This is a genomic window from Paenibacillus sp. J22P277 (assembly GCF_059383675.1).
The window spans coordinates 161326-182199 of record NZ_JBXENS010000003.1 but is presented as its reverse complement, the minus strand read 5'-3'; the positions used below and the strand labels follow the sequence as shown (position 1 = coordinate 182199).

Genomic DNA, 20874 nt, shown 5'->3' with positions numbered 1-20874 from the left:
GTTGCGGACGAGCCGCATTGACGGGCGTCCTGGATCGTATTATGATGGATGCAGTCAACCGAATAGGCTTGTATAACCTCAATGATATGGTTTGAGGGTCTCTACCAGGAACCGTAAAATCCTGATTACGAAAAGCGCAGTCATGCTTTTTTGTAGTCGGGATTTTTTTGCGTCCATCCGAAACGGCAGCTGCGGATACGAAGAGGAAGGGTGAGCATAAATGAGCAACGAAATCGAGGACAAGGCACGAAGAAAAAGCGTCGAAGAAGCGGCGCTAAGCAAACGAATCGCGGTCGCCGGCAAACAAGTGCCGGCCGATCTGGTCGTGAAGGGCGGCAGGATCCTGAACGTGTTCACGGCCGAATGGATGGAGGGCGATATCGCGATTTCGGACGGGATCATCGCAGGCATCGGCGCGTACGAAGGGAAGGAAACGCTCGCCGCGGACGGCAAATACATCGTTCCCGGCTTCATGGACGGGCACGTGCATGTCGAGAGCTCCATGCTCGCTCCGCGCGAGTTCGCCAAGCTGCTGCTGAAGCACGGCGTCACCGCCGTCTTCACGGATCCGCACGAGATCGCGAACGTAGCGGGGACGCACGGCATCGACTATATGCTGAATCAGGCGGACGGGCTTCCGTTCGACATGTTCGTCCTGCTGCCGTCGGGCGTGCCGGTGACGCCGTTCGAGAGCAACGGCGCGCGGCTGGAAGCCGAAGATCTGGCCCCTTATTACTCGCATCCCAAGGTGCTCGGGCTGGCCGAAGTGATGAATTTTCCCGCGGTCGCGAACAGGGAGGCGTCCATGCTGGGCAAGCTCCAGGGTGCCGGTCCGAAGCATATCGACGGCCATGCGGCGGGGATCGGCCGCGAAGGCTTGAACGTCTATCTGGCCGCGGGCATCCGCACGGATCACGAAAGCGTTACCCGCGAGGAAGCCAAGGACCGGTTGGACCTCGGCATGCACCTGATGATCCGGGAAGGAACGGTCGCGAAAAACCTCGATGCGCTCCTGCCCGCGATTACGCCGCGCAACGCGGGAAGATGCTTGTTCGTGACCGACGACAAGCTGCTGGACGACTTGGTGGAGGAGGGCAGCGTGGATCACGTCGTGCGGCTCGCGATCGCGCGAGGGCTGGATCCGATCACCGCGATCCAGATGGTCACGATCAATACCGCGGCTTGCTTCGGCCTGCGCGACAGGGGCGCCATCGCGCCGGGGTATTTGGCCGATTTTCTCGTGCTCGACGAGCTGAGGGACATCTCGATTCGCGCCGTTTACAAGGAAGGCCGATGCGTCGCGGAGCAGGGGAGCGTGCGCGAAGAGGCTTTCCCGGAACCTCCGCCGCCGGTCAGGCTGGACGAGTCGTTGACGTCGCTGAATGCGAAGCAAGCGGAGCTGCGGGACTTCGAGCTTCCGCTGTCGTCCGAATTGTGCCATGTGATCGAGATCATCCCGAATCAGATCGTAACCCGCCGCTTGAAGGAAATCGTGGATATTCGGGACGGCATATTCCGTGCTTCCGTACTGAAGGATCAGCTGAAGCTCGCGGTCGTCGAGCGGCATCGCGCGACCGGGAATATCGGGCTCGGCATCGTCAAGGGCTTCAAGCTGCGCCAAGGCGCGATCGCGTCCACCGTGTCCCATGATTCGCATAACATCGTCATCGCGGGCGCATCGGATGCGGATATGCTGGCCGCGCTCGAGCAGGTCGTCCGTCAGGGCGGCGGATTGGCGGTCGTGTCGGAAGGGGAGGTGACGGCGTCCTTGTCCCTGCCCGTAGCCGGATTGATGTCCGATCGCCCGTACGGCGAGGCGTACGAGGAGCTGAGGCAGGTGAACCGGGCGTTGACCGCCATCGGCGCGCAGGCATCCTTCAATCCGTTCTTGACGTTATCGTTCTTAACGCTGCCGGTGATTCCGTCGCTCAAGCTGACGGACAGGGGATTGTTCGATTTCGAGTCGTTCGGCCCAATCGCCGTAGAAGCCGGCGAATAACGGAATGACGAACAGGATGCGAACAGGAGCGGCAAGGTGTATACTGGATGCATATTAATGCGACTAGGCGGGAGGGTATACGGTCGATGGAACCGATACGAACGACGAAACGGGCGCTGCGGCGCTTCTTGCTGGAGAAGCAGCTGCTGATGCCGCCGCTTGCGGGCGGTTCGAGCACCGCGGAAGACATGCGCCGGCGTGTGATCGACGTCATCGCGGAGCTGGAATGCATTCAGATCGATCCGGTGGCGGCCGTGCGCCCGAACCAGCATTTGGCGCTGGCGGCCCGAATCGAGGGCTACGAACCCGGCATACTGAATGAACTGCTGCGGGGGAACGACGTGTTCGAATACTTCGCGAATGCCGCCTGCATGATCCCGATGGCGGATTACCCGATGTTCGAGCCGGTCCGGCAGCGCATGCGGGAGCGGACGAGCGGACAGCTGGACGAGATTCGGCCGATCGTCGAGCAGGTGCTGCGCAAGCTGGAGAGCGAAGGACCGCTCCCGGCCAAAGCGTTCGATTCCGATCAGCGGGTGCACGGCTACTGGGACAACGTCAACGCGAAAACCAAAGCGACGTCGCACGCGCTCAATCTGCTGATGGACGCCGCGGAGATCCGCATCGTCGGGCGCGAGGGAAACCATCGCCTGTTCGACGTCGCGGACCGCAGCGTCCCGGCCGCGCTTCGGGAGGAGGCGGCGCGTATCGACCCGGCCGACGCGCGCGACCGGATGCTGCGCAAATATTGCCGCGCCTACCGGGTGTTCGAGCCGAGCGACGCGCGATTCGGCTGGCAGCGGATGAGCGCCCAGGAGCGAAGGGAAGCGGTCAACGGCCGCATCGCATCCGGGGAGATGGCCGCGGTCGCGATCGACGGGGTGAAGCAGCCGTACTATATCCTGGCTTCGGACGCCGAGCGTCTCGACGTTCATCGGCAGGAAGAGGGCAGGCGGACAAGCCCGGGCGACGAGGAAACGCCGGTTCGCTTTCTCCCGCCGCTGGATAATCTGTTGTGGAGCCGCAAGCGGCTCGAGGACCTGTTCGAATTCGAATACCGCTGGGAGATCTACACGCCAGCCGTCAAGCGCAAGTACGGATACTACGCCATGCCGATACTGGCGGGCGACCGCTTGATCGGCCGGATGGACCCCCGCCTCGACAACAAGCTCAAACACCTGTCGGTGCAGTTGCTGCAAATCGACCCGGAAATCGCGTATACCGCGAGCCTGAAGCACGGCGTGCACGAGGCGCTCGAGGCGTTCGCCCGCGCGCACGGGGCGGAGACGGTGTCGGTGGAGCAGCATGCGATCGGGCAAGGCTCGTGAAGCAATCCGCATGAAGAGCTCGTGCAAGAATAATTCGCTTAGAAGCCGCAGCCGCTGCAGCTTTTTTGCGTCTCGCGCGGCATGCGCTGCCGTTCGCCAGGTATCCACAGAAAAATTGTTGCGGCGCGGGAAGGGACAATTTGGTATCCTTGATGGACGAATGGGAGAAGGGAGGGGTGCCTCTTGGAAGAGGATTATCTCAAGCATATCACGCGTCTGAACCCGCCCGAGATCGACGCGCTTGTCCGCCGTTATTGGCAGGATGTCTGGCAATACGCGTATTTCCTGACCGGAGCGGAGCAGCTGGCCGATGACATCGCCCAAGATGCATTCATCCGGGCGTTCCGCGCGATCGATTCGTTTCGCGGCCAAGTCGCCTTTCGGAGCTGGTTGTTTAAGTTCGTCCGGAAGTCGGCTTTCCAATACCGCACGACGGCCGTTCTGCGAAAGGCAACCACGGCCGGATTGCTGCCGGCTGTCAGACGCTCGCCATCGGGGGAATCGGACTCTGGGAGCGCCGCTTACGCCAATGCGGCGGAGATTTGGCCGGCCGTCATGCAGCTTCCTGGCAGACACCGCGATATCGTTGTTTTGCGCGCGCATTATGGATTGTCCGTCAGCGAGCTGGCGAAGCTGCTCGGCATTGCCGAAGGCAGCGTGAACGCCCGTCTTCGTCGCGCCCGAGCCAAGCTCGCCAAACGAATGCGGGAGACGGAGCCGCGGAGAATGGATGAAGCGCCCGAGGCCGAACGTTTACCCGCCAAGCTGGGGTTGTCTCCATTCGCGGAGCTACGAATGCCTTCCGATTATCGATTCGCCATCATTCAAAAGGAGGTATCCGGATTGCCGAGTCCAACCGCTCGAAGAAGAAAGGCCTGGATCGTCTGGTCCGGCGCCGTCGTGACGTTTCTGTTGTTCCTTCTGGCGCTGGCCTATGCGTACGAAACCCCGGGAGGCATCGCGGATTGGCGATATTCCCGCGCGATCGGATCGTCCGGGACCATGAAGATCCCGATTGGCCATACGCCGGAGGAAGCGGTGCTGAAAATCCGGGATTCCAGTACGGCGATGCAGGTCATCCACGAGGCGTATCTCGACGGCGGCGCGCTGCTGTTCATGAAACGGAACGATAACGTCGGCGGTACCGACCTGCAGATCGAATTCGTCCGCAAAACCTGGCTGGGCTGGAAGTGGGTCATGGGCGGGGGCTACGGCATGTCGATCGCGAAGGATCGGGCGGAGGCGCTGAATTACATGAGCATGCCCCGGATGCCGGCTGGCGTAACGGGTCCGTTCCCGATCGTCTTCGGCCAGCTCTCGTCGCCGCTCGTTACGAACGTTAGGGTAACGACGGGCGGTTCTGATCCAGGGGAATATCCGGCCCTCGTCGCGACCGTCGGGGCCGGCTGGCGGGTCTGGTTCGCCGTTCTGCCGAAGACCGCCGCCGCCCCGTACGGCATCGAAGCGCTCGACGATCGCGGCGCGGTCATCGTCCGCAAGTCATTCGAAGATCCGCGCGATGTCGGCAGCCTTCCCATGCCGAAGACTTAATCTTCCTGGCATCCGAGCCGGATACGGCGCGGACAGTCCGCATCGTTCGCGCGAGAAGCGCGTTCCGACGCCGGTCGTCCGTTTCGCGCGGGAATTCGCATAGGCTGGCAGCCCGTCGCGAACGGCATGAATGCAACCAAAGATTGGGGGCAATATACCATCATGCGGTCGATTTGGTTATAGGATCTTGAGGTGATGACGATCGATAATTTCGGGAATCCGTATCGCGACAAGCGCTACAAAGCCCTTGTCAGTTTGGTGGGGACAACGCAGCTTCACAAAAGAAGCCCCTACGTCATCGGTTTTTGGTCGATGGCCTTCCCGGGATTCGGTCATTTGCTGCTGAATAAATATCTTCGCGGATACGCGTTGGTATTATGGGAAATGTTCATCAATCAGAAGATCCATTTGAATATGGCCATCGTTTATTCGTTAAACGGGCAATACCAGGCAGCGAAAGACATCATGGACCCCAAGTTCATGTCGCTCTACATTCCCGTCTACTTGTTCGCCATCTGGGACAGCTACCGTTCGGCGGTGGACCTGAATAAAGTCTATCTGCTCGCGCAACGAGAAAACGCGCGCTTCAACGAATTCAGCATCGGCGCCGTCGAAATCAATTACCTCGATAAGCGCAAACCGTGGCTTGCCTTGGTGTGGTCGCTGGGGATCCCCAGCATGGGCCAACTGTATCTCCACCGTATCCTGCTGGCTACGTTTATCTTGGTAACGACGATCGTCCTGGTATGGCAAGCCAATCTGGTCCTTGCTTTGCATCTCGTGATTATCGGGGATATCCGCGCATCCGCCGCCGTCGTGAACATGCAATGGCTCTTGTATTTCCCCTCCCTTTATTTCTTCACCGTCTACGACGCTTACGCGAACACGGTGGAAGCCAATAAATTATTCGACGACGCGCTGAAAAATTACCTGGTGCGCAAATACCAGCCGGCAAACACGGTGGTAACGATCGGAGAAAAGGTGGACCATGCAAATATTCGCCACGTTTGAATACACGAATTTCCTCGAAATCGCGATTACGGAGCTAGAGGAAAAGGGCGTCTCCGGCATCTATGCGGTACCGCTCGAGCCGTGCAAAAAAGAACCGCGGCTCTTGGACAGCATGAACCGGGCCGACGGCATGTCTTTTATCGATAAAGGCATGATCTTGGCCTTTATGTTCGCTACGGTCGGGGCAAGCAAAGGATTCGTATGGGCGTGGGGGCCGGTCATCTGGGGAATGATCGGCGCCGGAGCCGGTTTTCTAGTCGGCCTCTTCTTGAGCGGGGTGATTTATCTCGTCAATAATCGGCGCAACCGGTCCCAAATCAAGAAAGGGAAGCGGGGCGAGGTCATCCTGATCGTGACCTGCGAGGATTATCAGTACGGCGTCGTCGAGGAAATTCTCTGGGATCATAAGGCGCTTGGTTTAGCGAAGACAAAGTAAACGGGCTCGCGAATCCGGTTTTGGATGCCGCCTCATTACCCGTTCCGTTCATGAATAAGAGGTACCCGCATGCCGGGTACCTCTTTTTGATATTCACTCTTTAGAGCCTAAGCACTCGAACGGCGCATCCGCCTGCTATTCCGTCCGACCGCCGTCGCGATCCTTTTCCCCTCATATCCGGTTTGCGCGAATAGGACAACGGCCGCCTGCAATACGATGTAGATAGAAGCATGGCCGCGGCAGGACCGGTTCGTTCAACTTATTCGTTCAGGAAGCGTTCATTTGCCAGAAGGGAAGCGTGGTGCGAGATGGAGACCGTCGGGAAAGCCGTTCCGAGGATCGAATCGCGGAAAAAGGTAACCGGATTCGCCAGATACGCGAATGACGCGCAAGACGCGGATCAGCTGCATGGCTGGCTGGTGACCAGCCCATTCGCGCATGCCCGCATCGTGAAGATCGATTGCGCTAGGGCGCTGGAAGCGAGCGGCGTGCACGCGGTGGTCACGGGCGCGGATTATCCGGTGCTGACCGGCACGGTGCTGGCCGACCGTCCGCCGCTCGCCGTGAACAAGGTGCGTTATTTCGGCGAGCCGCTCGCCGTCGTCGTGGCGGATACGGAGCAGCTCGCGAAGCGGGCGGCGGCGCTGATTCGGGCCGAATTCGACCCGCTCCCGCTCGTTCAGTCGCCCGGCGAAGGCTTGAAGCCGGATGCGCCGCTCGTTCACGAGGAGCTGGGAAGCTACGAGAAATTCGGCGACGTCTATCCGGTGCCGGGTACGAATATCGGCAATTTCGTCAAGATCCGTAAAGGCGACATGGACGCCGGGTGGGCGGCCAGCGAAGTCACGATCGAGGGCGAATTCGCGTTCGATTCCTCCGACCACTGCGCGATGGAGCCCAGATGCTCCATCGTCGAAGCGATGCCGGACGGCACGGTCGACGTTCAGACGAGCACGCAGGATCCGTTCATCATCAAGCGGCTGTTCGAGCGCTACTTCCGGGCCGAACAGTCGAAGGTGCTCGTCCATACCCCGTTGGTCGGCGGCGGATTCGGGGGGAAGGGCTCGATTCACTTGGAATACATCGCCTATATCGCTTCGCTCGCTTGCGGAGGCCGGCCGGTCAAGATCAACAATACCCGCGAAACGGACATCGTGAGCGCGCCCTGCCACATCGGACTGGAGGCCAAGGTCAAGCTCGGCGCGACCCGCGACGGCAAACTGACGGCCGCGAAGATTACGCTGCTGTTCGACAACGGCGGCTACACCGACAACGGCGCCATCGTGACCACGTCGGCCGCGGTCGACTGCACGGGACCGTACCGGATCGACCATGTATGGTGCGACGCGCTCAGCGTCTACACGAACCATCCCTACGCGACGGCGTTTCGCGGCTTCGGCCATTTGGAGAACCATTTCTGCATGGAGCGCGCGATGGACTTGCTTGCCGGCGAGCTGCATATGGATCCGCTGGAGCTGAGACGGCGCAATGCCATCTTGCCCGGGGATACGACGCCGACGCAGGCGCCGCTCGACCGCAGCAACCTGGGCGACCTGCCGAAGTGCATCGAACGGCTGAAGCCGCTTATCAAGTGGGAGGGAGGCGGGCGGGTTGTCGTCGACGGCGGCCTCGTCAGGGCGACGGGCGTAGCCTGCATCTGGAAAACCTCCGGTTCCGAGATCGATACCGGCTCCGGTGCGATCGTGACCTTCAACCATGACGGCACGATGAACCTCAGCGTCGGCGCCGTCGAGCTTGGCCAGGGGAACCGGACCATCATGGCGCAGCTGCTTGCCGAGCGCATCCGCGTGCCGGTCGATCATGTGCACGTCATGCTGGACATCGATACGCAGGTTACGCCCGAGCATTGGAAGACGGTGGCGAGCAGCAGCACGATGATGGTCGGCAATGCCGTGCTGGACGCGGCGGACGATGCCATCGTGCAGCTGAAGGCCAACGCGGCGATAGTATTGAAGCGTCCGCCCGAAGAGCTAGACTACGGCGGCGGATACGTCTTCGTTCGCGACGATCCGAGCGAGAGGCTGAGTTTCGCTTCGCTCATGAGCGGCTATATGTACCCGGACGGCAGCGCGGTCGGCGAACCCGTCATCGGTCGCGGCCGCAACCGGGTCCATGGCCTGACACGGCTCGATCCCGAGACGGGCAAGGGCATCCCGGGCGAGCAGTGGACGGTCGGCGCGGAGGCTGTCACGGTCGAATACAACACCCGCGATTGCACGTACCGGCTGCTTCAAGCCGTCTCCGTCATCGATGCGGGCAAAGTCATCAACGCGGCGACCGCGCGGGGACAGGTGACGGGCGGGATGAGCATGGGACTCAGCTTTGCGACGCGGGAAGCCTTCCTGTACAACGAAGACGGCATCGTGCTCAACCCGCAGCTGCGTTATTACAAGCTCATCCGTTACGGCGAGACGCCGGAGTATGTCGTCGACTTCGTGGAGACCCCATACCTCCAAGGCCCGTACGGCGCGCGCGGCATCTCGGAGCACGGGACGATCGGCATGCCCGCGGCGCTGGCCAATGCTTTGTCGGTCGCGGCCGGCGTCCCGCTTAATCAGCTTCCGCTGACGCCGGAGCAGATATGGCGGTGCACGCAAGGGCTGAGGTGATTAGCGTCATTGACCCACGAATACTTGCGTCGTAGACCTGCAAGGACCTTGATTGTCCCACATAGACCTTCATGTCCTCCGCAGACCTTCATAGCAGCGTATAGAGCTTCAGAGCACCTGTACAGAACTTCATAGTTCTGCATACGACCGCTAATAAAACCGCGCCGGGAGGCGCGGTTTTTTAGTCGGCGATTGCCGGATCGCTGGACCTGCCAGCGGCGAATTTCCGCGAAACTGCGTCCGATGCGGCGCGGACGGGTATATACAAGTTGTGCAAGACTCCTTCAACCGGTTGGAGAACGCAAGCCTAAATTGCTTGTCCAAGGAGGAATCCATCATGAAAACGATGTCCGATTTACACCGCACGGGAGAACAGGTCGAAGAAGCGGGCAAGTATGTCTGCGAAATCGGCGAAACGAAGCAGCTAAGCCGCGGGGATTCATTTCCCGCTTGTCCCCGGACGGGAAAGGCTACGAACTGGCGGCATGCCGACCACGAGCATAAGACGGGCCAGTCCGTTACGGAAACCGGCCGGTACGTCGACGCGAGCGGCCAGCAGGTGGAGCTGAAGGTCGGAGACGCCTTTCCGAACTGTCCGAGTTCGGGCAAGGAAACGAGCTGGAAGCATCTATAACCGAGCCGGGGGGCAAGCTCGAGCCATCTTGAACCGAGCTGGAGGCATCTAGAACCCAATTGGAGACTCTTAACCGAGCCGGAAGCGCTATCATCGAGCGGGAAGCTTTCTAATCGAAAACGAATGCAAACGGTCCGCGAACGAACGCGGACCGTTTTGCCATGCGCTTAAGCAACTGCTTAAGGGGCACAAACAATTGTACGGGTTACCCGATAATCCCCCCATTCGCCGACTCCTGTAGCTGCTCCGCTTCCGCGGGAAACACGTATCGGGTTCCCCTGGCGGGCGTTAAGCCGACGAACAGCAGCAGGATTGCCGCGACGACGAGAAGCAGCATCGGCACCGTCCAGTTGCCGACCGTCCCGTGCAGCATCCCGAACAGCAGCGGACCGACCGCCGCGAGCAGGTAACCGATCGATTGGGCCATGCCCGAAATCTCGGACGCTTCTTGCGCGGTTCGCGTGCGGAGGCTGAAGAACATCATGGCCATGCTGAAGGACGTGCCGCCCGCCGCGCCAAGCACGATGACGGAGACCGCGGTCAGGACCATGCCGCCGTGGGTGACCAACAGGCCCGCGAATCCGGCGAGATACAAGCAGCAGGTGGCAACCAGCAGGCCAAGCTGACTTGGAAGCCGGCCGGCCAGGATCGGGATCAGGAAGGTGAACGGAATCAAGCCGATCTGCAATAACGAGAGCATGTAACCGGACTGCGCGCTGCTCATTCCCTGATCCAGCAGCATATCCGGCATCCAAGCGACGAACACGTAGAAGATGAACGATTGCAGCCCCATGAAGAGCGTGATTTGCCAGGCCGGCCCCGAACGCCAGACGGAACGCTTTCTGCCGGTCGTCGCGGCGGAGATCCGAACGGTTTTGGTATTATGCTTCAACTGCGGGATCCAGAGCAGGACCGCCGCCAAGCAGGCGATCGAGATGACCATCAGCGTGCCTCGCCAGCCGTAATCCGTCCGGGCGGCGATCGGTACGCTGACGGCCGAGGCGGTCGCGGCAAAACTGTTCATGGCGATCGAATAGAAGCCGGTCATGAGGCCGACGCGCAGCGGGAACTCGCGCTTGATCAGCGCGGGCAGCATCACGTTGCCGGCGGCGATGCCGAGTCCGGTCAAGACCGTGCCCGCCAGCAGCGCAAACTCGCTGCCGGCGTCGCGGACAAGGCTGCCGGCGAACATGACGGCCAACGCGGCGAACAGCGTATGCTCCATGCCGTACGCGCGCGCCATCCGGGGCACGAAGGGCGAGAGTGCCGCGAACGCGAGCAGCGGCAGCGTAGTCATCATGCCCGCCAGCGTGCCGGATATCGGAATGTCCCTGCGGATCAGCTCGATCAAGGGACTCATGGAAGTGAGCGGCGTGCGAAGATTGGCGGCGATCATCAGGATGCCGGCAATCAGCCATACGGCGTTTCGGCCGTTCGACGGGCGCTCGGGATGCAAGGTCAACGCGCGTGCGTTCGTAGGTATCATAGGAATCTTCCTGTCTATTTATAAATGAGGTCAAGGGTAACAGGGTCAGGCGTCTTGATCATGCTTGCGGAGAACGCTTTTGTTCACGACGATGTACGCGTCGACTTCCTGGACGGCTCGCTCTGCATTCCGATCCCGAATCGCCTGCAGCAAAGCGGGATGACCGACCAGCGCGTCATTGCCGAATTCCGTCGTGCTCGCGATGGACATCTGGATTTCCTCGAACAGATTGGCGTAAATATCGGTCAACAGCGCATTATGGGAGGCGGCCGCGACCGCTTGGTGCAGGAGCCAATCCGCCCGGACGAACCGCTCCAGGTCTTGTTCCCGGAAGGCCGTCATGCACAGGCGCTGAAAATGCCCGAGCGTCGCCAGATCCTCGTCGGTACGTTTCGCGCAGGCGAGGACAACGGCCTGCCTGTCCAGCGCGTGCCTGACCTCGATCGTCTCGAGCAGCGTCGAATGCTGCACGCGCTTCTGCAAGATCGCGTTCAGCTCGCTGGTGGCCATGACGAACGTGCCGTCGCCTTGCTTCGTCTCCAGCATCCCGACATGCACCATGGCGCGGATGGCTTCGCGCAGCGTGTTGCGGCTGACGCCGAGCTGCTCCATCAGCTCCGTCTCGCTCGGAATTCGGCCGCCGGACGGCCATTTCCCGGAGGCGATCATCTCGCTCATCTCCATGTAGACCTGATCGGCAAGCGAGGTACGGTTCAGTTTCTTCAGCATAGGGCTCACTCCCTCCATATTTAAACGTAGGATGTTTGGTTTATTGGTTGTTTTATCTTAAAGCATAGCCGCGCGAATGTAAATGGGACGCCTTTACATCGGCCTTCCGTTGTTGGCTTTCGGCCAATTTTGATTTCCTTGCGGGCAGCGGCGGATTTTGCATAATGGGGCAACGGCAAGTAAATACTTCCATAGAGCCTGAGAACGGATTTCCTTGGGAGGGACGATATGGAAAAGCGGTCGTTGGAAATCGAAACCTCGGTTGCCGGGAACGTGAGTACGCTGAGGCGGGAATACGCGGATAACGAACAAATCTGCTTCCATCACTTTAGATCGAAGGACGGCGAAGCGTTCGCGGCCATCGCCTATCTGAAAGTCTTGATCGACGAGCTGCGATTAAACCAGCATATTATTCCGAAGCTCCGCAATAACCTGCGAGAAGGCGCTCCGGACCCCGTCGAGTCGATTCTGGAGTCTGCGCGTGCGCAGGGCCTCGAAATTCCGCTTCCGGATATGGATGAAGCGGTTCGCATGATCGCCGATGCCGGCATCGTCCTGTTTATCGAAGGCCGGACCGATGCGTTAGGCATTTGTTTGCCGGGTTACGGGAAACGCGCGGTGGAAGAGCCGATGATGGAAGTGAACGTCCGCGGGCCGCGCGCGGGCTTTATCGAAGATTTGGATACGAATCTGGGCATGGTGTACCGCCGATTGAAGACTGCCGAGCTGAAGTCCAAATCGTACGCGATCGGTCAGGAGAGCCAGACGGACGTCACGATTCTGTATCTGGAGGATCAGGTGGAGCAATCCGTGCTGCGCGAGGTCGAGCGGAGGCTGTCGGACATCCGGTTGAACGTGGTCGTGGACAGCGCCCAGATCGAAGAATGGATTCAGGATAGTCCTTATTCGCTTTTTCCCCAAATTCAGAACACGGAACGGCCCGACCTCGTCGCAACGGCGTTGAATCAAGGAAAAGTCGCCATCTTGACGGACGGAAGCCCGAACGTCCTCTTGGCGCCCGCGGTCTTCACCGATTTCCTGCATCCGAGCGAGGATCTGTACGAGAAGTTCTACTTCGCCAATTTTCTGCGCGGCTTGCGCGTGATCACGCTCGTTATATCCTTATTCCTTCCCTCGCTCTATATCGCGATGACGACGTTCCATCTGGAGATGATTCCGACGCCGCTGATGCTGACCTTCCTGTCGACGAAGGCCGGCATTCCTTTCCCGACTTTTCTGGAAGCGCTGATGATGGAAATCGCGTTCGAGGTGCTGCGGGAAGCGAGCTTGCGCCTGCCGCAGGCCGTCGGCCAATCCGTCAGCATCGTCGGGGCGCTCATCATCGGCGAAGCCGCCGTGCAGTCCGGCATCGTGTCCCGGCCCATGGTTATCGTGGTCGCGTTGACCGGGATCGCTTCCTTTACGATTCCATCGTTCAATGCGGCCATTACGCTGCGGATGCTCCGGTTTCCGCTTATTTTTATCGCGGCCTGGACCGGCGTGCTGGGACTGGCTTTGAGCATGTTCGCCATCGTCCTGCATCTATGCTCGCTGCGATCCTTCGGGAAGCTGTACCTGCCGACGTTCGACACCCGTCGCTGGAAAGACGTGCTGGAGCATTATGTACTCCTTCCGATCAGGTTCCGCAGCATTGCGAATAACCAGGCTTCGCCTGCAAGGCTGAGAGGGCAGGATCATGAAGAGGATTAGCAGGCATGTTCTGTGGCTGGCGCTGCTGCTCCCCCTCGCGGGCTGTTCGCCGGACGTGCGCGAGATCAGCGACATCGCGCTGGTCATGATTACCGGGATCGACTACGACGAGCAGAAGCACAATTATATTTTCACGATGTATTGCATCCACGCCTCGACGAACAGCACGCAAGAATCGGAGCGCAAACTCGAGTGGATCGCGAGCGAAACCGGCGAGACGATTTTCGATGCGGCCCGTAATCTGCGAAGCCGTGCCGGCAAGAGTCTGGTCTGGCAGCATGACAAGTTTTTCCTTGTCGGCGAAAGCGCCGCCCGCCATTCGATTTACGAGATCATAGATTTCTTGTCGCGCTCCAGGGAATTTCGCATGTCGAGCTTCATGCTGATCAGCGAAGGGAGCGCAAGGGAAAGCATGCAGGTCAAATCCGAAACCGGGGATTTAAGGGCGAATGAAATTCTCGGTAAAATCAAAAACGAAAAACTATGGGGCAGAAGCTTGTCTCTGACGATCAAGGACATCACCAATTATTATACCAATCCTTATCGGGGCTTCGTGACGGGGAAGCTGATCAAATCCAAGTCGTTAAACAAATCGCGCGACGTGCTCTATCTTAGCGGAGGTTCGGTCGTTAATCGAGGAAAGCTCGCAGGCTGGCTGCCGGGAAAGGACGTGCTTTCAATCCATCTCATGACCGATAAGAAGGAGTGGCGGAATATGGAATTCGCGGAGAATATTCCGTACAATTCCGCGAAGGTCAGCGTGCTGATGAAGGTCGCCAAGCGATCCATGCGCTTTACGAGTACGAACGGAAAGCAAGCCTTCGATCTTCATATCCGCATCAATGGTACCTTAAAGGGCATGAACCGTCCGCTGGAGGTGGCCGAACCGCAGATCGTCAGCGAGCTTGAACAAGCGGCCGGGACGTATATGGAGCATCAGATCGAGGACAGCCTGGCGCTATTCCAGCGGACATTGAAGGTAGATGTCATCGGCTTCTCCGATTTCTTGCGGCAGCATCACCCGTATGCGTGGAAAAAAATGGCCGGCGCTTGGACGACGGACATCTACCCGTCGATCCCGATTCGCGTCCATGTCGAAGTTGCCATTCCGACGATCGGAATGAGCGAAGAGCTGGGAGGTCCTTAACATGCTGGGCTACGTGCTGTCCGTATTCTATTCGATTTATTGCGCCCGGGTGGTCGTCAACCAGATAAAGCGGCGGAAGAAGCGCGACGCCTTCGTGCTTGGATTCTTTGCGCTGATCAGCATCGGGTATTTCGTTCCGGCCTCCGCCGCCGTAATGCCCACGATGGAGACATTGAACAAATTCGTCTACCTGCCGATATCCGATTACGTGGAGGGATTGCTTAAGCTCAAGCCGGAGGTCCAAGCCTCATGACGAACGAACGAATTTCGCCGTTTCAGCTCGGCTGTCTTTGTTTCTCGTTCATGTCCGGCTTCTCGACGCTTTTTTTCCTGGAAGCCAAGATCATCGTGCAGGATGTTTGGATCGCCAACATAGCGGCCATGTCCGCCGTCCTTGTGTTTTTGAAGATGATGACGTACGTGCAGCGTCGTTTTCCGCATCGGAATATGAGCGAAATCATCGAGATTTTATTCGGCAAATGGGTAGGGAAGCTCATCCTTTTGGTGTATCTCCAGGGCATGGCGGGGCTTGGCGTCTTATCGCTAAGAGCCGTTTCGGCGTTTTATACGACGGCCATTCTGCCCAATACTTCGCCGAATTTGATCATGCTGCTCGCGCTCGCCCTTACGACGTATGCCGTCTCGCTCGGACTTGGCGCCATCGCGCGATCCGTGCAGGTGATTCTTCCGTTCTTCATTCTTGCCATGCTGGTCATTTGCGTGTTCATTTACCTGGATATCGACGACAATCCGTTCCTGCCGCAGTTTCAGCACCCGTTCCCTTTGATCTTGTACGGGTCGATGATTTCGTTCGGATTTCCGTTCGGTAAAACGACCGTCATGATGTTCGTCTTCTCCGAGGTAACGAACCAGAACAAGCTGTTCAAAAGCTGCGGCACCGGGGTGGCCATGTCGTGCTTGTATTTGCTGGCTTCCACGTTTCTCGCGCTTGGCTGTCTAGGCGAGGAGATGTTCAGAACGGTATCGTTCCCGTTCTTTTCCTCCGTCCAGCTGGTCAAGTTCGGCGAATACCTCGAACGGATCGAGATCACGATCATCGGTATCTGGACGATTCTCGTCTTGTACGAGGTCATCATGGTGCAGTACGTATTCGTGAAAATATTGGCAAAGCTGTTCGAGTTGAAGCAGGCGAAAACCTTTATATTGCCTGCCGGCGTCTTCTTTTTTGCCCTGGCCGTCAACAGTTTTGCCAACCCGACCGACTTGATGACCTACGACAAAAAAGTGCTGCCGTTCTCGGTTATTTTGCCTTCCATCATCGTTCCAATCTGCTTGGTCGGGTTGACCTGGCTGAAGAAACGAAGAAGCGGAACGGCAGAAATCAAGCATCCTTGACGATGCCGGCCATCGCGCGGAATCCAACGCCAGCGACAAAAAACCACCAATGCCGGCATTGGTGGTTTTTTGCCATTCCTTCAAGACTCGACCGGCAGCCGCAATTCCGTATTGACGTATCGCGTAATCCGTTCGAGAAGCATCGCGATGGCGTCCGGATAAAGCTTTTGCATCAGGATCGCGCCTTCGACCATCGAGAAGATAAACATCGCGGCGTCGCGCGCATCGAGTTCCGGCCGAATCTCGCGATCGGCGATGCCGGCCCGAATGGTCTCTTCCGTGAAACGCAGCACGTTGTCCATCGCTTCCTTGGCTTGCGAGAACAGCGGCTCGGAGACGAAGCGGGTTTCGCTGGCCATGTTGGCGATCGGGCAGCCGCCCGGATAGTCGACCCGGCAATAGGCGGTCAGATAAGCGAGCAGCCGATCCACGGCATTCGGGCCGGCCTCCTCGGCCGCGCGGTGCACGTACTCGCCGAGCGCGTCGCAGTTGTGTTTGAACGATGCCAGGGAGAGCTCTTCTTTATCCCGGAAATGATTATACAAGCCGCCCTTTTGCAAGCCGGTCGCATCCGTGATCTCGGACAGGGTCGTGGACAAATATCCGCGTCGATTGAGCAGCAGGGAAGTCTGCTCGATGACATGCTGTTTGGTTTTCTCGCCCTTTCGAATGGTGGACCCCTCCCGGTAGAAAACATATTGCATCCATTGTAGACGCAATGAATCGGCTCGTCAATCATTATAAAAGACAGTACGTTCATACTTTCAATATGGAAGCAGGCCGGGATCCTCTGCTGCGCCCGCTGCTTGTTCGTTATCGACCGGAGCGGCGGTGAAGCGTTATGTTTTGAAGGCAATCATGTATTTCACAGCGATCGCGGCGGCCGGATAAAGTCCCGGATGCAGGAATTCGCATTTTTTACAGCTTTATTTCCGCTTTTCGCGGATCTCGCAGTATACGGACACGAGCGGACTGCGCGAAAATAAGGAAGGAAGGAGGGAAGCAAGCAGTCGATCATAGGAAATCAGGTATATCGCAGTCAAACTACGGAATAGAAAAGAGGGACTCATGACGATGACCAGAAATACCCGGCAATCCGGGTCGACGATGACCAGAAATACCCGGCAATCCGGGTCGTGGAAAATGAAAGCGATCCGTTTATTCGGCGCGGCCGCGCTGCTGCTGCCGGTCGTTCCGGCAACCTCGGCCTTTGCCGCCACGATCAATGTAACCGCTTACGGCGCGAACGGAAGCGATTCGGCGGACGATTTGACCGCGATCCAAAACGCCGTCAATGCCGCGTCGAGCGGGGATACGGTGCTGCTCCCGGCAGGAACCTACTACTTATCCGGAACGGTCAACGGCAAGTCCGGCGTCAAGATCGCGGGCGCGGGCCGCGACGTCACGACCGTGAAGCCGATCGCTTCCTCGGCGACGACGTTCTTCTATCTTCATAACGTAAGCAACGCGGAAGTATCGGACATGACGCTGGACGGCAGCAGCAGCACGGTCCTGCTGTCCGCGGTCACGTCCGAGTCGGGCGACGGCAACAAGATGCGCCATCTGCGGGTCAAGGATCTGGCCGCCTCCGCGGGCTTCGGGCCGTTCGCGCTCTACGCGATCGGGTCGACCAACCTCGAGATCTCCGACAACATCGTCTCGAACAGCGGCGTGAACTCCGATTGGGGCGCGGGCGTGCGCGCGGGCTGGGGCTCCAGCCATGCCCTGATCGAGAACAACACGATCTCGAATACGGGACGCGGCGGAATCTTCGTCAATGACGACAGCCCGTACGCGACCGTCCGCGGCAATACGATCACGGGCACCGGCAAGCACATGGAAGGCCTCGGCATCGAGCTGCACACCAACGTCGATTACTCTCTCATCGAGAACAACAACGTCGACCACTGGATCAGCGCGGTGCGCTCCAAGTACATCGCGGTCCGCAACAACGTCGTCAAGGCGAACGACGGATCCGTCGGCAACATGGGCCTCGAGGTCATGGTCGATCACGGCATCACGTCGGGCAACCTCGTGGACGGCGGCCAGCAGGTCGGCATGCAGCAATCACCGGGCACCGGCTATCAATTGTGGAATTACAACACCGTCCAAAATATCGTCATGTGGGGCATGCAGCTTCAAGGCGCGGGCACGGGCTTCACGGAGCAGTATCAATATTTCTATAAAAACACTTGGCAGAACGGTCCGACCGGCAATCCGGCCGCGGCGTATCCGGGCTACGACGGCAATGCGGTCCGTATCCACGGCGATACGAAGAACATCGTCTTCGACAGCAACCAGATTCTGAACAACGGCCGCAAAGCGATCGAGATCACGACCGCTTCCGGCACGGACCGCCTGAGCTTCATCAATAACACGATCACGGGCAACGGCGGACCTTCGATCGACCAGTATCCGTCCTCCGCTGCTGATCTCGAGTGGAGCGGCAACACGGTAAGCGGCAACGCCACGAACACGCAGCTGACGAGCCGCGGCTTCGGCGATGCCAAGCCCGTGGCGAATTTCACGGCGCCGCTGACGGTGCAGCTCGGCCAGCCGATCGCCTTCACGAACACGTCGACCGATAACGGCACGATCGTCGAGACGCTGTGGGATCTGGGCGAGGGCATCCCGGTCACGACCGCAAGCCCGACGTATACGTATCAGAAAGCCGGCACCTATCATGTCATCCTCGGCGTCTGGGATAACGGCGGCCGCGCGAGCGTGAAGGAACAGACGGTCACCGTCTTCACGGGACCGCCGGACACGACCGCGCCGTCCGCGCCGGGAAGCTTGACTTCGCCGGCCAAATCGAACGTCACGGTGAACCTGTCCTGGACGGCATCCACCGATAACGTCGGCGTCATCGGCTACGATATCTACAAGAACGGCGCGCTGGCCGGCTCTACCTCGGGCGCGACTTCCTTCGTCGTCACGGGCCTTACGCCTAGCACGGCGTACAGCTTCACGGTCAAAGCGAAGGACGCTTCGGGCAACGTATCGGCTGCCAGCAACACGCTGAACGTCACGACGGACGCGGGCGATACGCAAGCGCCGACGGCGCCGTCAAGCCTGACCTCGCCGGCGAAGACGGATACGAGCGTGAGCTTGTCCTGGTCGGCTTCGACGGACAACGTCGGCGTCACCGGGTACAACGTCTACAACGGTTCGACGCTGGCGGGAACGACGACCGGCGTGAGCGCAACCTCCTTCACGGCAACCGGACTGGCTTCGAACACGGCGTTTACGTTCACGGTCAAAGCGAAGGATGCCTCCAACAACATATCGGCCGCCAGCAACGCGGTGACCGTGACGACGGATCCGGCGGCGAACTGGGTCAACTGCGCGGGCGAGAACAATCCGTGCAATTTCACGGGCACGAAGCAGGTGCGATACGGGGTTCCGGGCAGCTACGTCTACGGAACGTTCACGAATACCGTCATGTGCTCCAATAACGCTTTCGGAACCGACCCGGCCGCTGGCCAATACAAGACTTGCGACGTGAACCTTGCGGGCGGGGGAGGAAGCGGCGATACGCAAGCGCCTGCGGCGCCGACGGGACTAACTTCTCCTTCGAAAACGAGCAGCAGCGTGAACTTGTCGTGGACGGCTTCGACGGATAACGTCGGCGTCACGGGTTATAACGTCTATAACGGCAGCACGCTTGCCGGTTCGACAACGGGCGCGACGTCCTTCACGGTCAGCGGCCTCTCCGCCGGCACCGCGTATACGTTCACGGTCAAGGCGAAGGATGCGGCGGGGAATGTATCGGCGGCGAGCAACGCGCTGAACGTGACGACGAATGCGAGTAGCGACACGGCGGCGCCGACCGCGCCGACCGGGTTGACGTCGCCGTCGAAGACGAGCAGCAGCGTGAGTCTGTCCTGGACGGCCTCGACGGATAACGTCGGCGTTACGGGCTATGACGTCTACAACGGCAGCACGCTCGCCGGTTCGACGACGGGCGCGACGAGTTTCACGGTCAACAGCCTCGCGGCAAGCACGGCGTATACGTTCACGGTCAAAGCGAAGGACGCGGCCGGCAACGTATCGGGGGCGAGCTCCGCGCTGAGCGTAACGACGAACGCGGCCGGCACGCCGACGAACGGCTTGCTCGGGCAATATTATTCCGGCGATTTCGGTACGCTGGCCTTGTCGCGGACCGATGCGACCATCGACTTCGATTGGGGCGGCGGACGCCCGACGGACGACGTGCCTGGCGAATGGTTCACGGCGCGCTGGACGGGCAAAGTCCAACCGCAATACTCCGAGACGTATACGTTCTACACCAACACGGATGACGGCGTGCGCCTGTGGGTCAACGGCGTGCAGCTGATCAACAACTGGGTATCCATGAACGGGGAGCTGAGCGCGACGATCACGCTCGCCGCCGGCGTGAAATACGACCTGAAGATGGAGTTCTTGGAAAACGGCGGCAACGCGCACGCGCAGCTGTCCTGGTCCAGCGCTTCCCAGACGAAGCAGGTCGTGCCGAACAGCCGGTTGTTCACGAGCTGATCATTCACGAGAACTACGATCACGCAGGAGCAGCCGACCCGCTAGGGGTCGGCTGCTTTCTTGTTATAGCGAATAAACGGAAAACGGGCGATTTGCTGCGGACGTGCTTCCTTACGGCGATCAAGCTACAGGCGATCAAGCTACAATAGAGAGCATCGAGCAGTAACGGCGCATCGCGATGTGTCGGTAGAACTGCAATCTAATGGAGGCATACGGCATGAAATTAACCGACGAGCAAATCATCGGCGAAGTGGTTGCGGCGATGGCGATTCACGGCGGCGATGACGGCATATAACGGATTCAGACGGCCCATCGGCTTAAGCTCGCCCGTTTCTGGGG

Annotated in this window: 15 protein-coding genes and 1 riboswitch; of the genes, 12 read left to right on the top strand and 3 right to left on the bottom strand. The window is 59.3% G+C overall.

Features of this window, described 5'->3' with window-relative positions; all coding sequences use genetic code 11:
* Positions 1-48: 48 nt before the first annotated feature.
* Positions 49-148: riboswitch (purine riboswitch) on the top strand.
* A 72-nt stretch (positions 149-220) separates the two neighbouring features.
* The 7 genes from ade (at position 221) to AC50YL_RS09805 (ending at position 9589) form a co-directional block, all read left to right on the top strand.
* The gene (gene ade, locus AC50YL_RS09835) at positions 221-1999 is read left to right on the top strand and encodes an adenine deaminase (protein ID WP_494831486.1); all 1779 of its coding nucleotides are present in this window, start codon (positions 221-223) and stop codon (positions 1997-1999) included.
* 86 nt (positions 2000-2085) lie between these two features.
* On the top strand, positions 2086-3327 hold the full coding sequence (locus AC50YL_RS09830; protein ID WP_494831484.1) for a winged helix-turn-helix domain-containing protein: 1242 nt from the start codon (positions 2086-2088) through the stop codon (positions 3325-3327).
* Positions 3328-3510: 183 nt separating this feature from the next.
* Complete coding sequence (locus tag AC50YL_RS09825; RefSeq protein ID WP_494831482.1) at positions 3511-4878, top strand: RNA polymerase sigma factor; 1368 nt, start codon at positions 3511-3513, stop codon at positions 4876-4878.
* Positions 4879-5073: 195 nt separating this feature from the next.
* The gene (locus tag AC50YL_RS09820) at positions 5074-5889 is read left to right on the top strand and encodes a hypothetical protein (RefSeq protein WP_494831480.1); all 816 of its coding nucleotides are present in this window, start codon (positions 5074-5076) and stop codon (positions 5887-5889) included.
* A complete protein-coding gene (locus AC50YL_RS09815; protein WP_494831479.1) occupies positions 5867-6325 on the top strand; it encodes a hypothetical protein in 459 nt (152 codons plus the stop codon). Before AC50YL_RS09820 ends, AC50YL_RS09815 begins: the two co-directional genes overlap by 23 nt.
* Before the next feature lie 308 nt (positions 6326-6633).
* Complete coding sequence (locus AC50YL_RS09810; RefSeq protein WP_494831477.1) at positions 6634-8955, top strand: xanthine dehydrogenase family protein molybdopterin-binding subunit; 2322 nt, start codon at positions 6634-6636, stop codon at positions 8953-8955.
* Positions 8956-9292: 337 nt separating this feature from the next.
* Positions 9293-9589 carry a hypothetical protein gene (locus AC50YL_RS09805; protein WP_494831475.1) on the top strand — a complete coding sequence of 99 codons (297 nt, stop codon included), beginning with the start codon at positions 9293-9295 and terminating at the stop codon, positions 9587-9589.
* Positions 9590-9794: 205 nt separating this feature from the next.
* On the opposite strand, the gene AC50YL_RS09800 is transcribed toward AC50YL_RS09805, so the two are convergent.
* Positions 9795-11075 carry a CynX/NimT family MFS transporter gene (locus AC50YL_RS09800; RefSeq protein WP_494831473.1) on the bottom strand — a complete coding sequence of 427 codons (1281 nt, stop codon included), beginning with the start codon at positions 11073-11075 and terminating at the stop codon, positions 9795-9797.
* Positions 11076-11120: 45 nt separating this feature from the next.
* Entirely contained in the window at positions 11121-11804 is a 684-nt protein-coding gene (locus AC50YL_RS09795) for a FadR/GntR family transcriptional regulator (protein WP_494831471.1), read from the bottom strand.
* Between the two features lie 228 nt (positions 11805-12032).
* On the opposite strand from AC50YL_RS09795, the gene AC50YL_RS09790 reads away from it, so the two are divergent.
* From AC50YL_RS09790 to AC50YL_RS09775, 4 genes are read left to right on the top strand one after another with little or no spacing between them, the layout of a single operon-like run.
* Complete coding sequence (locus tag AC50YL_RS09790; RefSeq protein WP_494831469.1) at positions 12033-13514, top strand: spore germination protein; 1482 nt, start codon at positions 12033-12035, stop codon at positions 13512-13514.
* On the top strand, positions 13501-14661 hold the full coding sequence (locus AC50YL_RS09785; RefSeq protein ID WP_494831467.1) for a Ger(x)C family spore germination protein: 1161 nt from the start codon (positions 13501-13503) through the stop codon (positions 14659-14661). Before AC50YL_RS09790 ends, AC50YL_RS09785 begins: the two co-directional genes overlap by 14 nt.
* A gap of 1 nt (position 14662) precedes the next feature.
* Complete coding sequence (locus AC50YL_RS09780) at positions 14663-14914, top strand: hypothetical protein (protein ID WP_494831466.1); 252 nt, start codon at positions 14663-14665, stop codon at positions 14912-14914.
* Positions 14911-16017 carry a GerAB/ArcD/ProY family transporter gene (locus AC50YL_RS09775; protein WP_494831465.1) on the top strand — a complete coding sequence of 369 codons (1107 nt, stop codon included), beginning with the start codon at positions 14911-14913 and terminating at the stop codon, positions 16015-16017. Before AC50YL_RS09780 ends, AC50YL_RS09775 begins: the two co-directional genes overlap by 4 nt.
* Positions 16018-16097: 80 nt before the next feature.
* Here the strand turns inward: AC50YL_RS09775 and AC50YL_RS09770 are convergent, their stop codons facing one another.
* Positions 16098-16736, bottom strand: a complete 639-nt coding sequence (locus AC50YL_RS09770; protein WP_494831464.1) for a TetR/AcrR family transcriptional regulator — start codon at positions 16734-16736, stop codon at positions 16098-16100.
* A gap of 355 nt (positions 16737-17091) precedes the next feature.
* On the opposite strand from AC50YL_RS09770, the gene AC50YL_RS09765 reads away from it, so the two are divergent.
* Positions 17092-20535 (top strand): fibronectin type III domain-containing protein, encoded by a 3444-nt coding sequence (locus AC50YL_RS09765; protein ID WP_494831462.1) that lies wholly within the window; start codon positions 17092-17094, stop codon positions 20533-20535.
* The last annotated feature ends 339 nt before the right edge of the window (positions 20536-20874 follow it).

What these genes read in the sequence shown, in the direction of transcription:
- ade (WP_494831486.1), top strand. Translation starts at nt 221, where the DNA reads ATGAGCAACGAAATCGAGGACAAGGCACGAAGAAAAAGCGTCGAAGAA.
- AC50YL_RS09830 (WP_494831484.1), top strand. Translation starts at nt 2,086, where the DNA reads ATGGAACCGATACGAACGACGAAACGGGCGCTGCGGCGCTTCTTGCTG.
- AC50YL_RS09820 (WP_494831480.1), top strand. Translation starts at nt 5,074, where the DNA reads ATGACGATCGATAATTTCGGGAATCCGTATCGCGACAAGCGCTACAAA.
- AC50YL_RS09815 (WP_494831479.1), top strand. Translation starts at nt 5,867, where the DNA reads ATGCAAATATTCGCCACGTTTGAATACACGAATTTCCTCGAAATCGCG.
- AC50YL_RS09810 (WP_494831477.1), top strand. Translation starts at nt 6,634, where the DNA reads ATGGAGACCGTCGGGAAAGCCGTTCCGAGGATCGAATCGCGGAAAAAG.
- AC50YL_RS09805 (WP_494831475.1), top strand. Translation starts at nt 9,293, where the DNA reads ATGAAAACGATGTCCGATTTACACCGCACGGGAGAACAGGTCGAAGAA.
- AC50YL_RS09800 (WP_494831473.1), bottom strand. Translation starts at nt 11,075, where the DNA reads ATGATACCTACGAACGCACGCGCGTTGACCTTGCATCCCGAGCGCCCG.
- AC50YL_RS09795 (WP_494831471.1), bottom strand. Translation starts at nt 11,804, where the DNA reads ATGCTGAAGAAACTGAACCGTACCTCGCTTGCCGATCAGGTCTACATG.
- AC50YL_RS09790 (WP_494831469.1), top strand. Translation starts at nt 12,033, where the DNA reads ATGGAAAAGCGGTCGTTGGAAATCGAAACCTCGGTTGCCGGGAACGTG.
- AC50YL_RS09785 (WP_494831467.1), top strand. Translation starts at nt 13,501, where the DNA reads ATGAAGAGGATTAGCAGGCATGTTCTGTGGCTGGCGCTGCTGCTCCCC.
- AC50YL_RS09780 (WP_494831466.1), top strand. Translation starts at nt 14,663, where the DNA reads ATGCTGGGCTACGTGCTGTCCGTATTCTATTCGATTTATTGCGCCCGG.
- AC50YL_RS09775 (WP_494831465.1), top strand. Translation starts at nt 14,911, where the DNA reads ATGACGAACGAACGAATTTCGCCGTTTCAGCTCGGCTGTCTTTGTTTC.
- AC50YL_RS09765 (WP_494831462.1), top strand. Translation starts at nt 17,092, where the DNA reads ATGACCAGAAATACCCGGCAATCCGGGTCGACGATGACCAGAAATACC.